Source organism: Pseudomonas sp. NPDC089758, from assembly GCF_044748705.1.
Classification (GTDB): domain Bacteria; phylum Pseudomonadota; class Gammaproteobacteria; order Pseudomonadales; family Pseudomonadaceae; genus Aquipseudomonas; species Aquipseudomonas putida_X.
Genome location: NZ_JBIVGN010000005.1, coordinates 308,094 through 326,154, shown reverse-complemented (window position 1 = coordinate 326,154; position 18,061 = coordinate 308,094). Strand labels below are relative to the sequence as shown.

The 18,061-nt window shown below is 60.4% G+C and carries 20 protein-coding genes; 3 read left to right on the top strand and 17 right to left on the bottom strand.

Going from position 1 to position 18,061, the window contains the following annotated elements; all coding sequences use genetic code 11:
* Positions 1 to 18 precede the first annotated feature (18 nt).
* The 3 genes from ACIPZH_RS09880 to ACIPZH_RS09870 are packed head-to-tail and all read left to right on the top strand — an operon-like array spanning position 19 to position 2,984.
* Positions 19 to 897 carry an LPD16 domain-containing protein gene (locus tag ACIPZH_RS09880; protein ID WP_400636058.1) on the top strand — a complete coding sequence of 293 codons (879 nt, stop codon included), beginning with the start codon at positions 19 to 21 and terminating at the stop codon, positions 895 to 897.
* A gap of 10 nt (positions 898 to 907) precedes the next feature.
* The gene (locus ACIPZH_RS09875) at positions 908 to 2,068 is read left to right on the top strand and encodes a cysteine desulfurase family protein (RefSeq protein ID WP_400636057.1); all 1,161 of its coding nucleotides are present in this window, start codon (positions 908 to 910) and stop codon (positions 2,066 to 2,068) included.
* Between the two features lies 1 nt (position 2,069).
* Positions 2,070 to 2,984, top strand: a complete 915-nt coding sequence (locus tag ACIPZH_RS09870) for a D-alanine--D-alanine ligase (RefSeq protein WP_400636056.1) — start codon at positions 2,070 to 2,072, stop codon at positions 2,982 to 2,984.
* Between the two features lie 157 nt (positions 2,985 to 3,141).
* On the opposite strand, the gene flhB is transcribed toward ACIPZH_RS09870, so the two are convergent.
* The 17 genes from flhB to fliF form a co-directional block, all read right to left on the bottom strand.
* Positions 3,142 to 4,284 (bottom strand): flagellar biosynthesis protein FlhB, encoded by a 1,143-nt coding sequence (gene flhB / locus ACIPZH_RS09865; RefSeq protein WP_267817694.1) that lies wholly within the window; start codon positions 4,282 to 4,284, stop codon positions 3,142 to 3,144.
* Between the two features lie 2 nt (positions 4,285 to 4,286).
* Positions 4,287 to 5,063, bottom strand: a complete 777-nt coding sequence (gene fliR / locus ACIPZH_RS09860; RefSeq protein WP_241804568.1) for a flagellar biosynthetic protein FliR — start codon at positions 5,061 to 5,063, stop codon at positions 4,287 to 4,289.
* Positions 5,064 to 5,070: 7 nt separating this feature from the next.
* The gene (gene fliQ / locus ACIPZH_RS09855; RefSeq protein ID WP_012315510.1) at positions 5,071 to 5,340 is read right to left on the bottom strand and encodes a flagellar biosynthesis protein FliQ; all 270 of its coding nucleotides are present in this window, start codon (positions 5,338 to 5,340) and stop codon (positions 5,071 to 5,073) included.
* 21 nt (positions 5,341 to 5,361) lie between these two features.
* Positions 5,362 to 6,129 carry a flagellar type III secretion system pore protein FliP gene (fliP, locus tag ACIPZH_RS09850; RefSeq protein ID WP_241804569.1) on the bottom strand — a complete coding sequence of 256 codons (768 nt, stop codon included), beginning with the start codon at positions 6,127 to 6,129 and terminating at the stop codon, positions 5,362 to 5,364.
* Complete coding sequence (gene fliO / locus ACIPZH_RS09845) at positions 6,129 to 6,584, bottom strand: flagellar biosynthetic protein FliO (protein ID WP_241804570.1); 456 nt, start codon at positions 6,582 to 6,584, stop codon at positions 6,129 to 6,131. The genes fliP and fliO overlap by 1 nt, the downstream gene beginning before the upstream one ends.
* Entirely contained in the window at positions 6,585 to 7,049 is a 465-nt protein-coding gene (gene fliN, locus ACIPZH_RS09840; protein WP_241804571.1) for a flagellar motor switch protein FliN, read from the bottom strand.
* Between the two features lie 47 nt (positions 7,050 to 7,096).
* Complete coding sequence (gene fliM, locus ACIPZH_RS09835) at positions 7,097 to 8,065, bottom strand: flagellar motor switch protein FliM (RefSeq protein WP_012315514.1); 969 nt, start codon at positions 8,063 to 8,065, stop codon at positions 7,097 to 7,099.
* Between the two features lie 9 nt (positions 8,066 to 8,074).
* Positions 8,075 to 8,572 carry a flagellar basal body-associated protein FliL gene (gene fliL, locus ACIPZH_RS09830; protein WP_241804572.1) on the bottom strand — a complete coding sequence of 166 codons (498 nt, stop codon included), beginning with the start codon at positions 8,570 to 8,572 and terminating at the stop codon, positions 8,075 to 8,077.
* A gap of 130 nt (positions 8,573 to 8,702) precedes the next feature.
* Entirely contained in the window at positions 8,703 to 10,010 is a 1,308-nt protein-coding gene (locus ACIPZH_RS09825) for a flagellar hook-length control protein FliK (RefSeq protein WP_400636055.1), read from the bottom strand.
* Between the two features lie 72 nt (positions 10,011 to 10,082).
* Complete coding sequence (locus ACIPZH_RS09820) at positions 10,083 to 10,430, bottom strand: Hpt domain-containing protein (RefSeq protein ID WP_241804574.1); 348 nt, start codon at positions 10,428 to 10,430, stop codon at positions 10,083 to 10,085.
* Positions 10,431 to 10,478: 48 nt separating this feature from the next.
* Positions 10,479 to 12,173, bottom strand: a complete 1,695-nt coding sequence (locus tag ACIPZH_RS09815; RefSeq protein ID WP_400636054.1) for a SpoIIE family protein phosphatase — start codon at positions 12,171 to 12,173, stop codon at positions 10,479 to 10,481.
* Positions 12,174 to 12,178: 5 nt separating this feature from the next.
* Entirely contained in the window at positions 12,179 to 12,484 is a 306-nt protein-coding gene (locus tag ACIPZH_RS09810) for an STAS domain-containing protein (protein WP_012315519.1), read from the bottom strand.
* Between the two features lie 84 nt (positions 12,485 to 12,568).
* A complete protein-coding gene (gene fliJ, locus ACIPZH_RS09805; protein ID WP_241804576.1) occupies positions 12,569 to 13,021 on the bottom strand; it encodes a flagellar export protein FliJ in 453 nt (150 codons plus the stop codon).
* Positions 13,022 to 13,027: 6 nt separating this feature from the next.
* Positions 13,028 to 14,386, bottom strand: a complete 1,359-nt coding sequence (gene fliI / locus ACIPZH_RS09800; RefSeq protein WP_400636053.1) for a flagellar protein export ATPase FliI — start codon at positions 14,384 to 14,386, stop codon at positions 13,028 to 13,030.
* Positions 14,376 to 15,140: a flagellar assembly protein FliH gene (gene fliH, locus ACIPZH_RS09795; protein ID WP_400636052.1), complete on the bottom strand. Its 765-nt coding sequence runs from the start codon at positions 15,138 to 15,140 to the stop codon at positions 14,376 to 14,378. Before fliH ends, fliI begins: the two co-directional genes overlap by 11 nt.
* Before the next feature lie 118 nt (positions 15,141 to 15,258).
* A complete protein-coding gene (gene fliG / locus ACIPZH_RS09790; protein WP_012315523.1) occupies positions 15,259 to 16,278 on the bottom strand; it encodes a flagellar motor switch protein FliG in 1,020 nt (339 codons plus the stop codon).
* Positions 16,271 to 18,049 carry a flagellar basal-body MS-ring/collar protein FliF gene (gene fliF / locus ACIPZH_RS09785; protein WP_241804579.1) on the bottom strand — a complete coding sequence of 593 codons (1,779 nt, stop codon included), beginning with the start codon at positions 18,047 to 18,049 and terminating at the stop codon, positions 16,271 to 16,273. The genes fliG and fliF overlap by 8 nt, the downstream gene beginning before the upstream one ends.
* Positions 18,050 to 18,061 lie beyond the last annotated feature (12 nt).

Here is an 18,061-nt window from a genome sequence, read left to right as displayed (position 1 = left end):
GCCTGCAAGGATAAAGTCATGCACAAAATAACAACACATGAAAACTTTGCATTCAGCGAACACGAGCTTAAAAAAAACATTTGCAGCTTCATGAACGCCTCCCCCTCAAATTCGGTTCATATTATGGCCGGTCACTTCATGCTATTTTATGATAAGCAGAGCGATAGGCTAGCGCCCGGCATCTTCGAGGACATACAAGATCCCACATTGAAATCACAAGTAAAGCAGCGGGTGGGCATATTCCCCACCTATTCTTGGAAATTAGCAATAGAGTTCGCAGAACACCACATAATCAACAACAACAAAAACGCAAAACTGCTCCTTTTAATTAACGATTGGCAATACGTCCCAAGCAACGATTCGGCTTGCGACTACAGGACCGAGTTTTACGATGGCTTCAAGGAACTCCCTAGAAGCTACCTTGCGCATCTTAACTTATCCTCAACCCTAACCATCCAAAATATTACATGCAGCCGCAGGCATGCACTTTGCTTCCCTGAGACCTGGTTGAAAAACCGTTTTCAAAATGAGGCTTCACGGCTGGTAAAGCAAGGGAAACTCGCGAAACGATATATTCCAGAGCAACCAGACATGTCCGAAATCTCATTCACTGACCCTTCTGGCACCTCTTTACCGCTGGTCAGTTGCGGAATGACTGGTTGCGCAGGCGAAATAACTGAGATGATTTCCGAAGCCTACAGAGCAGGCGCTCGAAGTTTGATTCTTCTCGCCCCCAATGAATGCCACGCCCCCATAAGGAAAGGCGTCGAAATAGCCCTTTCACTTTACGACTTCGAACCGCTAAGCGTATTGGTAGCAGATCTGGGAGGTAGTGGAGAACTTACGGTTGATGACATATATAGCAAAGGCATCCACATCGTCACTTATAGAACTTGAGAGGCCAGTCATGCTACCTGACTCATTAATCTATTTAGATGCAGCAGCCACTACTCCGTGCGCTGATGTTGTAATAGATGAAATGCTCAAATTCAGTAAATCTAATTACGGAAATCCTTCTTCGACCCACATCTTAGGCCGCCTTGCACAGAGTGCCATCCTTGAAAGCGCTTCGCATATTTCTGAGCTAATAGGTTCCACACCAGCTGAAATAATTTTTACATCAGGCGCGACAGAAAGCAACAACATCGTGATTCTTGGGAGCGCCCCACCCGACTCAAATAGCAATATAATCATCTGCCCCATTGACCACAAATCTAGCCTTTTAGCCGCCGAAGAATTAGAAAAACGCAATGTAGAAGTTCGACGAATGAAAGTCGATTCAAACGGCCGTGTCGATCTACCTCATCTACGCAAGCTGTTGGACGCGAACACATCACTGCTTTCCATCTCCTACGTAAACTCTGAAATAGGCACCTTTCAAAACCTTGTAGAAATAAAAAAAGCATTAGAAAAATCAAATGCTCTGTTTCATATCGATGCCGCCCAAGCCCTCGGTAAGCTTCCTATAAACGTAAAACAACTCGGTGTGGATTGCGCTTCGATTTCAGCCCATAAAATTGAGGGCCCCAAGGGCATAGGCGCGCTCTATGTTTCTTCATCTTGTATGTCTCGATTGCGCCCCCTCACATTTGGCGGCGGTCAATCTTCACTCCGCAGCGGAACACTTCCCACTCAACTCATCGCCGGATTCGGTGCGGCTGCACGCCGATTAAATAACAGGGATTACCCTGCATCATGGACTGCAGCGAAACAACTTAAAAACGCAATCCTTGAAACATTAAACAAGCATGAGATCACGTACGAAATCAACTCTCCAGACACCGTATCGACCCCCCACATCCTGAATATTTCCATTACCGGAATCCGCTCAGAAACCTTGATCAGCTGTTTGAGAAACGTTTGCATCTCTTCCGGCTCCGCCTGCAACTCTCACAATCTTGCCCCCTCTTACGTCATCACTGGCATTGGGCACGACGCAATAAGGGCCAACAGCGCGATCCGCTTTTCCTTCACCAGTGACATGGACATCAAAACCGTTCGAGATGGCGCAGAGTCGCTTTCACAAACAGTGCTGCAGCTTACCCAACTAGACAATAGGAAAAAATGAAATGGATGAGCATATCGCAATTATAACGGGCGGAGACTCCTCAGAGCGGGAAGTCTCCCTTCAAACTTCCCAAGCCGTCTCGCAGTCGTTAGAAATTTCTCACATCCGTCATGAGATCTTCACCATATCGGACTATAGAGAATTGCTTCGTCTGGACCTTGGCAAATTTACTAGAGTCTTCTTGGCGCTTCATGGCGGCTTCGGCGAAAATGGAATGGCACAAGCATATTTAGAAGGGCAAGGCATCCCATATAATGGGCCCTCCCCACAAACCAGCGCAATCTGTATGGACAAGCTTCTAACGAAACATATTGCAAAGGGGCTAGGAATCAATGTCGCAAACTATCTCTATTCCAGAAGGGGGGACGACCTCTGCATTGAGAAAATCAAGGCACAACTAGGGACACCCTGCATTGTCAAACCGAACCGTGAGGGATGTAGCTTCGGCGTATCGCTGGTCCGCGACATTGAAACAGACCTCCAGGATGCGATCACTACAGCAGCACAATTCCATAGCGGAGTTCTAGTAGAAGAATTCATAAGTGGGCCGGAGCTATCTGTGTGCTATTTCAAAAAAACCACGCTACCTATATATTCACTTGCTTTCGAAAGTGACTTCTTTTCTTATGAAGCAAAATTCATATCCAGCAAGACAACTGCCACCCTCACCACGCTGGACAGGGCTACCCACCAACAACTCAACAACTGCTGCTCTGCTATCGCCGACGCACTTGAGCTTGATTACTTTCGGGCGGACTTCATCATCCATAATACCGAGCCATACCTTATTGAACTTAACACGCTCCCCGGACTGACAAGCCACAGCCTTTTTCCCAAGGCATGCCAGCAGCATGGCATCGGATTTGATAAGTTAGTACTTCTCCTAAACAACCTGGAACCGAGCCAATACTGCTGACGTGAGACTAAGAAACCGTCGCCCGGTCAGGGCCCGGGATGTTGTAGGTGATCGTTTCCGGTGGGCATCTATCAATCACGCGGTTAAGATTAAGCGCCGCGCAGGCGGCGTTTGATCTCGACACGTTCAAACACACAATGGCGCACCGTCTCCGCCATCAGCTATCACGCCGCAAATCCGGCGGTATCGGCAAATCTTCCTTCAATGGCTCCGGCCGTTTGCCCTTGCCGGACCGGTACTGGCGGATCTGGAACACATACGCCAGCACCTGCGCCACCGCCAGGTACAACCCTGCGGGAATCTCCTGTTCGATTTCGGTGGAGTAGTAGATCGCACGCGCCAGCGCAGGCGACTCGAGAATCTGCACCTTGTGCTCGACCCCGATCTCGCGGATTTTCAGGGCAATGAAATCCGTACCTTTGGCCAGCAGCAACGGCGCCACCCCACCCTTCTCCGGGTCATACTGCAGCGCCACGGCATAATGGGTCGGGTTGGTGATGATCACATCCGCATCGGGCACGGCAGCCATCATCCGCCGCTGCGATACCTCGCGCTGCAACTGGCGAATCCGCTGTTTGACCTCAGGCTTGCCTTCGCTGTCCTTGTACTCGTCCTTGACCTCCTGCTTGGTCATCTTCAGCTTCTTGTGCGTCTGCCAAAGCTGGAACGGCACGTCTGCCGCAGCCACCAGCAACAACCCGGCCGACATCCACAATGCACTCCACCCCACCACCTGAACGCTATGAATGATCGCCTGGTCCAGCGGCTCGTTGGCGATCGCCAGCAACGCCTGGCGGTCGTTGGCCAGCACCACCAACGCCACCACAAGGATGACGACGAACTTGGCAACGGCCTTGAGCAGCTCGGTCAGGGCATTCATCGAGAACATGCGCTTGATCCCCGACAGCGGGTTCATGCGGCTGAATTTTGGCTGCAGCAGGCTGCCGGAGAACAGGAAACCGCCCAGCGCGATGGGCGCAATGAAGGCCACCACGAACAGCAGGATCAGCACCGGTTGCACTGCCCAGATCGCCATCTTGCCCGAGGCCAGCAAGAAGGCGCCCATGGCACCCTCGTCGACGATCACTTCACGGGTCAGGCTGAAGTTGAGGCGCATCATCTCCAGCAGCGTCTCGGCCAGGTGCCCGCCGAACGCCAGCAGACCACCCGCGCCCCCCAGGGTCACCGCCACGGTGTTCAACTCCTTGGAACGGGCGATCTCACCTTTTTCGCGCGCATCGCGCTTGCGTTTGTCGGTGGGGTCTTCCGTCTTGTCCTGACCACTCTCGCTCTCAGCCATGCTCAGCGCGCCCTCGCCAGTTCACGCAGCCATTGCAGCGCTTCGCTGGCCAATGCCTGGTAGTGCGGAAGAATATCGGCAAGGCCCACCCAGAAGATGCCGATACCCAGCACCAGGGTCAGCGGGAACCCGATAGAGAAGATGTTCAACTGCGGCGCAGCGCGGGTCATCACGCCAAAGGCGATGTTCACCACCAGGAGCGCGGCGATTGCCGGCAGGATCAGCAGCAGACCGGCACCAAATACCCAGCTCAGGCGGCCAGCGATTTCCCAGAAGTGGTTGACCACAAGCGCGTGACCGACCGGCAAGGTGGTAAAGCTTTCGGTCAGCACTTCGAATACCACCAGGTGGCCGTTCATCACCAGGAACAGCACGCTCACCAGCATGGTCATGAACTGGCTGACCACCGCCACGTTGACGCCGTTGGCCGGGTCGACCATCGATGCGAACGCCATACCCATCTGTATCGCGATGATCTGCCCGGCGATGACGAACGCCTGGAACAGCAACTGCAACGAAAAACCGAACAATGCCCCGACGATGATCTGCTCACCGCACAACAACATGCCACGCAAGCTCAGCGGGTCGAATTCCGGCAACGGCGGTAACGCCGGCACGATCACCACGGTAATGGCCACGGCTGCGTACAGGCGTATGCGCGCCGGCAGCATGCGGGTACCGAAGATGGGCATGGTCATCAGCACTGCGGTCACCCGGAACAGCGGCAGGATGAAGGTGGCGACCCAGGTGCCGATCTGTGCGTCGGTCAGCTCCAGCATGGCCGCCTCAACCAATCAGCTGCGGGATGCTGGTGTACAGGCCCGTGATGTACTCCATGAACTTCTGGGTCAGCCAAGGGCCGGCGACGATCAGTGTCACCAGCATCACCAGCAGGCGCGGCAGGAAGCTCAGGGTCTGTTCGTTGATCTGCGTGGCAGCCTGGAACATCGCAACCACCAGGCCGACCAGCAGGCTCGGCACCACCAGAATGGCCACCATCAGCGTGGTAAGCCACAGGGCGTCGCGAAACAGGTCGACGGCAACTTCAGGGGTCATGCAAGGCTCTCCTTGACGGCGTCAGACGCCGCCGAAACTGCCGGCCAGGGTGCCCATGATCAGCGCCCAGCCATCGACCAGAACGAACAGCATGATCTTGAACGGCAACGAGATGATCAACGGCGACAGCATCATCATACCCATGGCCATCAGCACACTGGCGACCACCATGTCGATGATCAGGAACGGGATGAAAATCATGAAACCGATCTGGAACGCGGTCTTGAGCTCCGAGGTGACGAACGCCGGCACCAGGATGGTCAGCGGGACCTGATCAGGCCCGGCAATGTCGGTGCGCTTGGACAGGCGCATGAACAGGTCCAGGTCGCTCTGCCGGGTCTGCGCCAGCATGAAGTCCTTGAGCGGCCCCTGGGCCTTGTCGATCGCCTGCTGGGCGGTCATCTGCTCGTTGAGGTACGGCTGCAGTGCATCCTGGTTCACCCGGTCGAACACCGGGGCCATGATGAACATCGTCAGGAACAGCGCCATGCCGGTCAGCACCTGGTTCGACGGTGTCTGCTGCAAGCCCAGGGCCTGGCGCAGAATCGAGAACACGATGATGATTCGGGTGAAGCTGGTCATCAGGATGACGAACGCGGGTATGAAACTCAGCGCCGTCATGATCAGCAGGATCTGCAGGCTGACCGAGTATTCCTGCTGCCCGTCCGGGCCGTTGGACAGGGTGATGGCCGGGATCGACAGCGGGTCGGCGGCCAGGGCCAGAGGCGCTGCCAACAGCAGCACCAGCATCAACAACAGGCCCGACAGGGTACGTAGCGCGCCGCTCATCACTTCTTGTCCTTATGATCCTTGCCCATCAGCTCCATGAGGCGCTGGGCAAACTCCGGCGTCGCCTGGCGGGCGCTGGCCGGCACCTGCACGGGCTCGGCCAGCACATGCAGAGCTTCGATGCTGCCTGGGGTGTGGCCGATGAGCAGCTGCTCCTTGCCCACCTGCACCAGCAGCAGCCGGTCACGCGGGCCAATGGCGCGGCTGCCGATCACTTCGATCACCTGGCCGCCCTTGGGTGCTGCGCCCTGCATGCGGCGCAGCAGCCAGGCCAGAAAGAAGATCAGGCCCACCACCAGCAGCAGGCCCAGCACCATTTGCGCCAGCTGCCCACCCAGGCTGCCGGGCGCTGCGGCTGGCGGGGTGGCCACCACGGCCGGTGCGGCAGCGGCGATCACCACTTCGCTGGCGAGCAGCGCGGCAAGGGCCGTGACAGCCCGTATCGTGCCCTTCACTCAGCGCAGCTTCTTGATGCGTTCGCTGGGGCTGATCACGTCAGTCAGGCGGATGCCGAACTTCTCGTTGACCACAACCACCTCGCCGTGGGCGATCAGGGTGCCGTTGACCAGCACATCCAGCGGCTCGCCGGCCAGGCGGTCGAGCTCGATCACCGAGCCTTGGTTGAGCTGCAGCAGGTTGCGGATGTTGATCTCGGTGCTGCCCACTTCCATGGAGATGTTCACCGGGATGTCCAGGATCACGTCCAGGTTCGGCCCTTCCAGGCTGACGTTTTCCTTGGGCCGGGGGGAGCTGGCGAACTCCTCCATCGGCAACCGGCCGGCACCGGCGCTACCGCCGTCGCCGCCGAGCAGCGCGTCGATGTCAGCCTGGCCGGCATCACCGGTTTCTTCCAGCGCCGCAGCCCATTCATCGGCCAGGGCCTGTTCTTCCGGGGAGGTAATCTCGTTTTCGTTAGCCATGATGTCCTCGACAGGCATTCAATTCGTAGTGAGCGACCGGCACGCCGTCAGCGGCGTTCGATCGGGTCGATGATCTGCAGCGCCAGGTTGCCCTTGTGCGAGCCCAGGCGCGCCTTGAACGACGGCACGCCATTGGCACGCAGCACAAGGTGCTCGGGCAGCTCCACCGGGATCACGTCACCCGGTTGCATGTGCAGCACATCGCGCAATTTGAGTTGACGGCGGGCAACCGTGGCACTGAGCGGTACCGAAACGTCCAGCACGTCTTCGCGCAGGGCCTTGACCCAGCGCTCGTCCTGGTCGTCCAGATCGGACTGGAAACCGGCATCGAGCATCTCGCGCACCGGCTCGATCATCGAGTAGGGCATGGTCACGTGCAGGTCGCCGCCGCCACCGTCCAGTTCGATATGGAAGGTCGACACCACCACGGCTTCGCTCGGCCCGACGATGTTGGCCATGGCCGGGTTGACTTCGGAGTTCATGTACTCGAAGTTGACCGGCATGATCGCCTGCCAGGCTTCCTTGAGGTCGATGAAGCACTGGTCCAGCACCATGCGCACCACGCGCAGTTCAGTGGGGGTGAACTCGCGGCCTTCGATCTTGGCGTGACGACCGTCACCCCCGAAGAAGTTGTCCACCAGCTTGAACACCAGCTTGGCGTCCAGAATGAACAGCGAAGTGCCGCGCAGCGGCTTGATCTTGACCAGGTTGAGGCTGGTCGGCACGTACAGCGAATGCACGTACTCGCCGAACTTCATCACCTGCACACCCCCCACCGCAACGTCGGCGGAGCGACGCAGGAGGTTGAACATGCTGATACGGGTGTACCGGGCGAAACGTTCGTTGATCATCTCGAGGGTCGGCATGCGACCGCGCACGATCCGATCCTGGCTGGTCAGGTCGTAGCTTTTGATGCTGCCAGGCTCGGCAGCGCTCTCGGTCTGTACCAGCCCATCATCGACGCCGTGCAGCAGGGCGTCGATCTCATCCTGGGACAGCAGGTCCTGTACGGCCATTGCGGACTCCTACTGCAATACGAAATTGGTGAACAGCAGCTGGTCTATCACCGGCTTGCCGACTTCCTTCTGCGCCACTTCCTGAACCACTGCGGTGGCTTTCTGGCGCAGCATCTCCTGGCCCACGGAGCTGGCGGCCAAGGTGTCGAAGCCCTGCCCGGAAAACATCATCACCAGGTTGTTGCGGATCACCGGCATGTGCACCTTCAGGGCATCCAGGTCAGCCTGGTTGCGCCCTTGCAGGGTGATGCTCACCTGCATGTAGCGCTGGCGGCCGTTCTGGTTGAAGTTGACCACGAAGGCCGGCGCCAGGGGCTCGTAGATTGCCGCCAGCTTGACGTTGGCCGCTGCCGGATCGGCCGCTGGAGCCGACTCGCTCTTGTGCATGAAGAACCAGGTCGCGCCCACCGACAGGCCGACCGCCAGCAGAAGGGCCAGCACCAACAGCAGGATCAGCTTGAGTTTGCCTTTAGTGGCGGGGTCTTTCACTGCGTCGCTCTTCGCCATGCCAATAATCCGTCGTCCATCGGGGTTTCAAATGAGGATGACGTGGCTTGAGCAAGTGTTATGCCAGATTGGGTTTTTTTGCCGGGACCGGCCCTATCGCCTGCGACCGGCCATGGCGGAGAACAGCAACTCACGCATAGAAGTCGACGGCACTGTCACCGACCACGACCTGATGCTCGACCGGCCGGGAGGCGTCGGCGAGCTCACCCTGCTCGCTACCACCGCCATTCTGAGCCCGCCGTGCAGCAACGCCGGACAACTGTGAACCGTCCTGCTGCGCTTGCTGTTGCTGCCCGCGCGACTGGTCAGCCACGTTGACGTCCGGCTGCGCCAGCCCCTGCTGGGCAAACAGCTCGCGCAAGCGATGCACCTGGCTGTCCAGCGCATCACGCACGCCTGCATGGCCGCTGATGAAGGTCACCTGGGTCGCCTGGTCGGCAGCCACGTTGACGCGGATATCCAGCCGGCCAAGCTCGGCCGGCTCCAACTGGATGTCCGCCGACTTCAGGTTCTGGCTGGACAGGTACATGACGCGGTTGACCAGCCCTTCAGCCCAGGCGTTCTGGTTCATCGACAATGGCTGGTGCAGCGGGTTGCCGGTCACCGGCACGGCATTGGCGGTCTTGGCCGTGGCAGCCTGGGTCAGGCTCGCCAAGCGGTTGGCGAAATCGTCGATCCGGGTGTCGCTGGAAGCGCTCTTGGTATCCTTGAGGCCATCGTCGAGCAACGCACCAAAGGCCTTGTCACCGGTTTCCGCTTGCCCTGCCTCGGCCTCGACCTTGTCGATCAAGTTCGCCAAGGGATTGACGGCAGGCTGACCATCCTCGGCACTGGCCTGGGAGGGGTCGGTGGCGTGGGCCGAGGTCGTGCCCTTGGCGTGAGCGCTTTGCTCCAGCGCCAGGCGCAGGGTCGGCAAGTTGGCCAACGGGTCGGCATCAGGGTCGAAGGCCTGCGCTGCCGGATCCTCGGGCAGCGCTTCGGTTATCGCAGCTTGCGGTAGCTGGCCCGCCGCCTGAAGCACCGGCGCCACCGCTTCAGCCTGGGCTTGCAGCAACTGTGCCCCCGGCTGCGCATCGGTCACCTGGCCCGCCACCAGGCTGGCATCCAGCGAGGTCGAATCACTGCCAGGTGCGCTATCGGTACTGGCTTGCGCCTGATCGTCCGCTGGCAATTTATTGCCGTCATCGGCAGCCGCCGGTTTGTCGGCAGGCTCTTTCTTGCCGCCTTGGCCGACCTCATTCTTGTCCTTGGGCTTGGCCTGGGCGACCTTGTCATCACGGACCTGCGCTTTGTCATTGCCCTGCCTGGCCATGACCTGATCGAAGCCGCCGCCCTGCCCGCCCGCCGCCTGCAGCGGCTTGTCCACCTGCGAGGAACCCGCACGCGACGGCTTGCTCAGCGTACTGGTTTGCAACAAAGGATTAGGTGCGACAGGCATTGAGGGGTCTCCGCGCCAGAAACAAAGGTATCGTTGAGGCACATACAGGCAAAAGTCGAGCCAACTGCCCGATCAGCCTGCGGAAACACGCTTGCGTTCGCCCTGATAGAAACGCTGCACCTCCAGATACTCCTGGTCGATGCGGTTGATCAGTTCTTCTATGCCATTGAACGAGCGCTGCTTGACCCGCTCCTCCAGCTGATGGCAAAGCTGCGCCAGCCCGACCGCGCCCATGTTGCTGCTGCTGCCCTTGAAACTGTGCGCGGCCACGCCAAGCTCATCGGCGTTCCTGGCGCCGTGAAGTGCGTCCAGACGCCGCCCGGAATCTTCCAGAAAGGTTTCAACCAGCTGCAGGTAGCCATCTTCCATGACCTCCTGCAGCTCACTGAGCACCCTGTGGTCAATATGTATGTCAGTCACTTGCTCACTCCCTGATCAAGCAGAATTATGCCTCAAGCGCCAAACAGCTCACCAATCGAACTGCACCCATGCGCAACGGCCACCTTCACGCCACCCGGCACGGCTGCCAAGGCGCCGCACCAGGTGCAACCCACGACCACTCAACCCATGCTCACGGGCAGGACGCGCCAGCACCCGCTGCACATCGAACCCCGCACCACTGTCACGGACTTCGATCATCAGACGACCACCTTCGGCCATCGGTTCCACTTTCAGATCGATGCGCACGCTGCCCTCGGTCAACGCAGCGAGCCTGCGGGCGCGTTCCTGATAGTAGTCGGCAAACCCATGCACATCCCGCTTGAGCCGCGAATCCAGGCACAGCACACCGTGCTCCAGCGCATTGGAATACAACTCGCTGAGCACGCTGTGCAGGGCGCCGGTGCGGGGCCGCAAACCGTGGATTTCCTGCAGCAACTGCACCAGGTACGGCACCGGGTTGAACCGTTTGAGGCTCTCACCGCGCAACTCGAAGCCTAGCGACCAGTCCAACGGGCTGGAGCGCCCACTATCAGAATAGATGGTTGGCGCCGGCACCCGCTCCTGGGCGGTGAACATTCGGATATCGCACAGGCTGATGTCATCCCTGGGGCGCCCGCCGAAGCGCTCCAGCGCCTCCATGACCTCGTCGAAAAGCCGCGCCGGATCACGGTTGGCCGCCAGCACCGCGCGCAGGCGCTCGACACCGAACAACGTCTGCGCTTCGTCGGCTGTATCCACAACGCCGTCGGAGAGCAGCAACACCCGCTCCCCCGGCGCCAGCGGCAACACCTCGGTACTGTCATCGAAGCGTTCAGGCGCCAGGATGCCCAGCGGAAGGTGGCGCGAACCCAGCATGGAAAGCACCTCACCGCCAGGCGACAGGCGGTAGCCATCCGGCATGCCCCCGTTCCACACCTCCACCGAACCGCGCTGCACGCTCAGGCTGAGCAGCTGTGCGCAACAGAACATGTCCACCGGCAAGATGCGTTTGAGCTTGGCGTTCATCTCACGCAGCATGTGCGCCAGGCCGTAGCCTTTGGCCGTCATGCCATAGAACACTTCCGCCAAGGGCATGGCACCGATTGCGGCAGACAGCCCATGCCCGGTGAAGTCACCCAGCAGCACATGCATGTCGCCGGATGGGGTGAACGCCGCCAGCAGCAAGTCGCCATTGAACAGTGCGTAAGGCGACTGCAGGAAACGAATGTTCGGCGCCGTGATGCAGCCAGAATGGGCAACCTTGTCGAACACCGCCTTGGCCACCCGCTGCTCGTTGAGCAGGTGATGGTGATGCCGGGTAATCAGGTCCCGCTGCTCGAGCACCGTGGCCTGCAGCCTGCGCAGGCGGTCCATGGCGCGGATCTTGGCGCCAAGGATCACCGCGCTGTAGGGCTTGGCCATGAAGTCGTCACCGCCCGCCTCCAGGCAACGCACCAGGGCCTCTTCCTCATTGAGCGAAGTCAGAAAGATGATCGGCACCAAGGCCTCGCCGGCCAGCACCTTGATCTGCCGCGCAGCTTCGAAACCGTCCATGACCGGCATCAGGGCATCGAGCAAAACCAGTTGCGGACGCTTTTCGGCGAACAGCTCAACGGCTTGCTGGCCGTTTTCCGCGGTGTAGACGAGATGCCCCTGGCGCCGCACGATCTGAGCCAGCAACAGCCTGTCCGTGGCCCCGTCTTCGGCCACCAGCACGGTCAATGGCTGTTCGGCCGGCGCCATGACGCTCAACTGATAGCGAACAGTTTGTCGAAGTTGGATATGGCAAGGATCTTGCGCACGTCTGAACTGGCATGCACCACGCGCACGTCCGATTCATCGCCCCCGGCGTGGTCACGCAGCAGCAGCAACATGCCGAGGGCCGAGCTGTCCAGGTAGGTTGTGTCTTTGAGGTCGACCACAACCGAGTCCGGGCGCTTGGGTTGACGCTCGTAAGCATCGCGAAACTCCTGATGCTTACCGAAATCGAAACGACCCTTGATCTTGATCGTCAGCTTTTTCTCGTCCTGCGAAAAATCGGTCTCGACTGCCATGCTAGCGATTCCTTCGATGATGGCGAATGCAACAGTTCAAGGTTTAGCAGGCAGGGGGCAGAGCTGCAAGCTGCAAGCTGCAAGCTAGATGTGACCTTGCCTTGGCAATCGCTGGGACAATTCATCCAGCAAGCGCTGCTCGCGCTTGTCCTCGGCGCGGCGCGCCTCTTCCTGGTAACGCTGCACCAGTTTGCGCAGGCCCTCCACCCGGGCATAGGCTTGCTGCCAGGTGCCCCTGGCGTTCTTCAGGTTGTTCTGGTGCCAAGTCAGGCTCTGGCGCTGCTGGGTCATGGCCGTTTCGAGCTGGCCTAGAAAGCGCTGGTAGTTGACCAGCCAGCTGCCATTGACGCCTTGGCCACCGCGGTCGATCCATTGCGCCTGATAGCCCTCACGGAACGACTCAAGTTCGGCCAGCTTGGCCTGGGCCTGAGCCACCAACTGCTGAAAATGCCCCAGCCGCTGGGCTGCCTTGCGCTCGGCTTCCTCGGCCATCTGCACCACTGGCAGCAGACGCGCGGCACGACCAGGCGTACTCATGGCCTATCAACCGTTCGCCGGAGGCGTGAAGATAGCCCCCAACTGCTGTCGGCTCTGCTCCATGCCGACATTTTCATCCAGCCCTTGGCGCAGCAAGTCCACCAGTTTAGGCTGCAGCGCAATGGCCAGGTCGGTTTCCGGGTCGCCGCCTGCCACATAGGCGCCGACACTGATCAGGTCGCGGCTTTGCGACAGGCGCGACCACAGTTGCTTGAATTTCTGCGCCTGGCGCAGGTGATCGGCATCGACCACCTGCGGCATCACCCGGCTGATCGAGGCTTCGATATCGATCGCGGGGTAATGGCCTTCCTCGGCCAGCCGGCGGGACAAGACGAAGTGGCCATCGAGCACGCCACGCGCCGAGTCGGCGATCGGATCCTGCTGGTCGTCGCCTTCGGACAGTACGGTATAGAAGGCCGTGATCGAACCACCGCCGGGCTCACCATTACCGGCGCGCTCCACCAGCTTGGGCAGTTTGGCGAACACCGATGGCGGGTAACCACGGGTCGCCGGCGGCTCGCCGATGGCCAAGGCAATTTCACGCTGGGCTTGGGCGAAACGGGTCAGCGAATCCATCAGCAACAGGACGTTCTTGCCTTTGTCGCGAAAGTACTCGGCGATGCGTGTGCAATACATGGCCGCACGCAACCGCATCAACGGCGCGTCGTCGGCCGGGGATGCGACCACCACCGAGCGCTTGAGCCCCTCTTCACCCAGAATATGCTCGATGAACTCCTTCACCTCGCGGCCCCGTTCGCCAATTAGGCCGACCACGATGATTTCGGCTTCGGTGAAGCGAGTCATCATGCCGAGCAACACCGATTTACCGACACCGGTACCGGCGAACAGGCCCAGGCGCTGGCCCCGGCCGACGGTCAGCAGGCTGTTGATGCTGCGAATGCCCACATCCAGTGGCTGGCTGATCGGGTCGCGGTTGAGCGGGTTGATGATCGGGCCGTCCATCGGCACCCAATCCTCAGCCTTCATCCCGCCCTTGCCGTCCAGGGCTCGGCCGGCGCCATCGAGCACCCGGCCAAGCATACTCATGCCCATGGGCAAACGGCCGCTGTCGTCCAGCGGCACCACGCGCGCCCCGGGGGCGATACCGGCGATGCTGCCGACCGGCATGAGGAAGACCTTGCTGCCAGCAAACCCCATGACTTCGGCTTCGACCTGCACCGGGTGGTACGAGTCGTCATTGATCACCAGGCAGCGTGCGCCCACTGCGGCGCGCAGGCCTTCAGCCTCCAGGGTGAGGCCGACCATGCGCAGCAGACGGCCTTCGACCACCGGCTGCACGGGCAGCTTGATCGCCTCGGCGTAGCCACCCAGGCGTTTGCCGAAGCTGGTGCGGTCAAGGCGCATCGTCGGCGCCCAACTCGATCGATACATCCGGCGCCGCCGGGTGCAGGGCCTGGTCGTGCAACTGATCGAATAGCTGGGCCACGGCCTTTTCGATGCGGGTTTCCATGGTTGCGTCGATGCGGCTGTGCGCGGTCTCGATGCGGCACCCCCCGGGTAACAGGGCGTCATCCTCAAGCAGCTTCCAGCTCTCCTCATGGCGTTCGCGCAGGGCCTTGGCCAGCTCGAAATCCTGGGGGTTGAGGTGAATGCGGATAGTCTCCGCGCCCATGGGCAGCAGCTTCAACGCTTCGCGCAGTACCTGGGTGATCTGGCTGGAGTCGCTGCGCAGTTCGCGACCGATCACCTGTTGCGCCATGTGCGCCACCAGGTGAACGAGGGTCTTCTCGATCTGTGTGTCCTGTTCGGCGATAGGCTCGAGCAGGTGTGCCATCAGTTGTTCCAGGTCAGCCAGCCGGGCATTGAGCGCCTCCTCAGCCTCCTGTCGCACCTTCAACTGGGTGCTGTGAAAACCCTCGCGCTCGCCGGTGGCGAAACCTTCGTTGTAGGCCTCCTGCCGGATCGCTTCGAGCTCTTCAAGGGTCAGTGGCTGGACTTCCTCCAGCGGTACTTCCTCGACCTCTTCCTCGATGATTTCCGGTTCCGGTTCGGGCTCAGGTTCCGGCTCAGGGTCGAAGCTGGGCAGTGCCCACACATCGACGCCTTCCAGGTCACGTGCGCGAATCAGGTCGCTGGGGTGCTGTTCTTTGCTGGACATTGGCATGCCTGGTGTTGAAAGCGGGATGAGCTGCAAGCTGTGGGCTGCAAGCTGCAAGAAGAAGCAGGCTGTGCAGCGTCTGGCTTTCCCTTGTCGCTTGCAGCGTGTGGCTTGCCGCTTAAATCATTTCCTCGGCGCCCTTGCCGCCGAGCACGATCTCGCCGGCCTCGGCCATGCGTCGGGCAATGGTGAGGATTTCCTTCTGCGCCGTTTCCACGTCGCTGACGCGCACCGGGCCCTTGGCCTCGAGGTCGTCGCGCAGCAGCTCCGAAGCACGCTTGGACATGTTCTTGAAAATCTTGTCCTTGACCCGCTCGTCGGCGCCCTTGAGCGACACCACCAGCACATCGGAGGACACTTCGCGCAGCAGCGCCTGGATGCCGCGATCATCGACATCGGCCAGGTTGTTGAAGACGAACATCAGGTCTTCGATCTGCTCCGACAGGTCGTTGTCGACCTCGCGGATCGAGTCCATCAGCGCACCTTCCACGGAGCTGTCGAGGAAGTTCATGATGTCGGCGGCGCGCTTGATGCCACCCAGGGTGGTGCGTGCGGCATTGGAATTACCCGAGAACTGCTTCTCGAGAATCTGGTTCAGTTCCTTGAGCGCCGCTGGCTGAACGGTGTTGAGCGAGGACACGCGCAGGATGATGTCCAGGCGCACCTTGTGGTCGAAGTTGCTCAGCACTTCGCCAGCCTGATCAGGGTCGAGGTAGGCGACCACGATGGCCTGGATCTGCGGGTGCTCGAAGCGGATCACATCCGCCACCGCCCGCGGCTCCATCCACTTGAGGCTGTCCAGGCCGCTGGTATTGCCGCCCAGCAGGATGCGGTCGATCAGGCCGTTGGCCTTGTCCTCGCCCAGGGCTTGGTTGAGCATCTTGCGGATATAACCGTCGGACCCTACGCCCAGGCTGGTCTGGTCGCCGACGATCTCGACGAACTCGCTCATCACCTGCTGGACCTGCTCGCGGTGCACGTTGCCCATCTGAGCCATGGCCACACCGACCCGCTGGACTTCTTTGGGGCCCATGTGCCGCAGCACCTGGGCGGCATCGGTTTCACCCAGCGAGAGCAAAAGGATTGCCGCTTTGTCGGTGCGGCTCAGCTTGGCGGTAACGGCTCGGTTATCACTCATCGGCGTTGATCCACTCTTTCACGACCTGGGCGACACGGCCCGGGTCTTCGGCCACCAGGCCTTTGATTGCGTTGAGCTGTGCCTCGTAACCCTCGCTCGGGCTTGGCAACAGAATGCTTGTCGGGCCACCCAGGCTGACGCGGTCGTTGGCCAGTTCGCCATCCAGACCGATCATGCCGCCCAGCTCCATGTCGCTGTCCGTTGCAGCAGCCTGCTTGCCGCCGCCTGTGATGTTGTTGAGTACCGGGCGCAGCACGCCGAACACCAGTACCAGAATGAACACCACGCCCAACACTTGCTTGACGATGTCCCAGAACCACGGCTGTTGATAGAACGCAATGTCGGCGATTTCTTCGCCGCGGTCGGCAGCGAACGGCACATTGATCACCGTGACGCTGTCGCCACGGCTGGCATCGAAGCCCACGGCGTCCTGCACCAGGCGGGTGAAGCGCGCCAGGTCCTCGGCGCCCCACGGCGCGCGGGTGGTCTCGCCGGCGGCGTCGACCTTGACCTGGTCATCGACCACTACCGCCACCGACAGGCGGGTCAGGCGACCCTGCTGCTGGCGGGTGTGGCTGATCGAGCGGTCCAGCTCGAAGTTCTTGGTGGTTTGCAGACGCTTGTCGGCCGGGTATGGCGCGAGCATTGGCTGGCCGGTAGCCGGATCCATGATCTGCTGGCCGTTGGCATCCACCAGCGGCTGGCCAGGCTGAACGGCACCGGCGGCAGGGGCTGCGGCGGTGGCGTTTTCAGGCGCTGCTGCACCTGCCGGCGGCTGGTTGCTCAGCGCGCCAGGCACACCTTGCGGCCCCGAGCTGCTGGCACGCTGCTCGTTGACCGACTGCTCGCTGCGCAGCGCCGGCTGGTCCGGGTTGAACTGCTCGGACGTGGATTCCACTGCACTGAAGTCAAGGTCGGCAGACACCTCGGCCTTGTAGCGGTCGTTGCCCAGTACCGGTTGCAGGATGTTGTGCACACGTTGGGTGAGCATGCCTTCCATGCGGCGGCTGTAGTCGAACTGCTTGCCAGCCATGGTCAATGCAGTGTCCTGCAGCTGGTCGGAGAGCAGGTTGCCCTTCTGGTCGACCACGGTGACCTGCGACTTGTCCAGTTCGGGCACGCTGGTGGCGACCAGGTTGACGATCGCCATGACCTGGCCGGCTTCCAGGGAACGGCCTGGGTACAGTTCGACCAGGACCGAGGCGCTGGGCTTGCGCTCATCGCGCACGAACACCGAGCTTTTCGGGATCGCCAGGTGCACGCGTGCGGCCTTGACGTTGTTCAGGCTGGAGACCGTACGGGCCAGCTCGCCTTCCAGGCTGCGGCGGTAACGGGTCGCTTCCATGAACTGGCTGGTACCCAGGCCCTGCTCTTTGTCGAGCAGTTCGAAGCCGACATTGCCGTCGCTAGGCGCAACGCCTGCGGCTGCCAGTTTCAGGCGCGCACGGGAGAGGTCGTCGGCCTTGACCAGCAGAGCACCGGAATTGGGCTCGACGTTGTAGGGGATGTCTGCAGCGGCCAGGGTATCCATGACCTGCTTGGTGTCCATACCGGCAAGGCTGCCGTACAGCGGCCGGTAATCGGGCTGCTGCGACCACAGCACCACGGCGAAGCCGATCGCCACGCTCGCCGCCAACCCGACCAGCAGGCCGATCTGACGCAGCATGGGCATCTGCGAGATGTTTTCCAGAAACGCCATGCCGAACAGCGGCGGCTTGGACGCTGGCGGGCCGCTTTTGGCGGGGACGTTATCGACGACTGCTTCAGCCATGACTTACTTCCG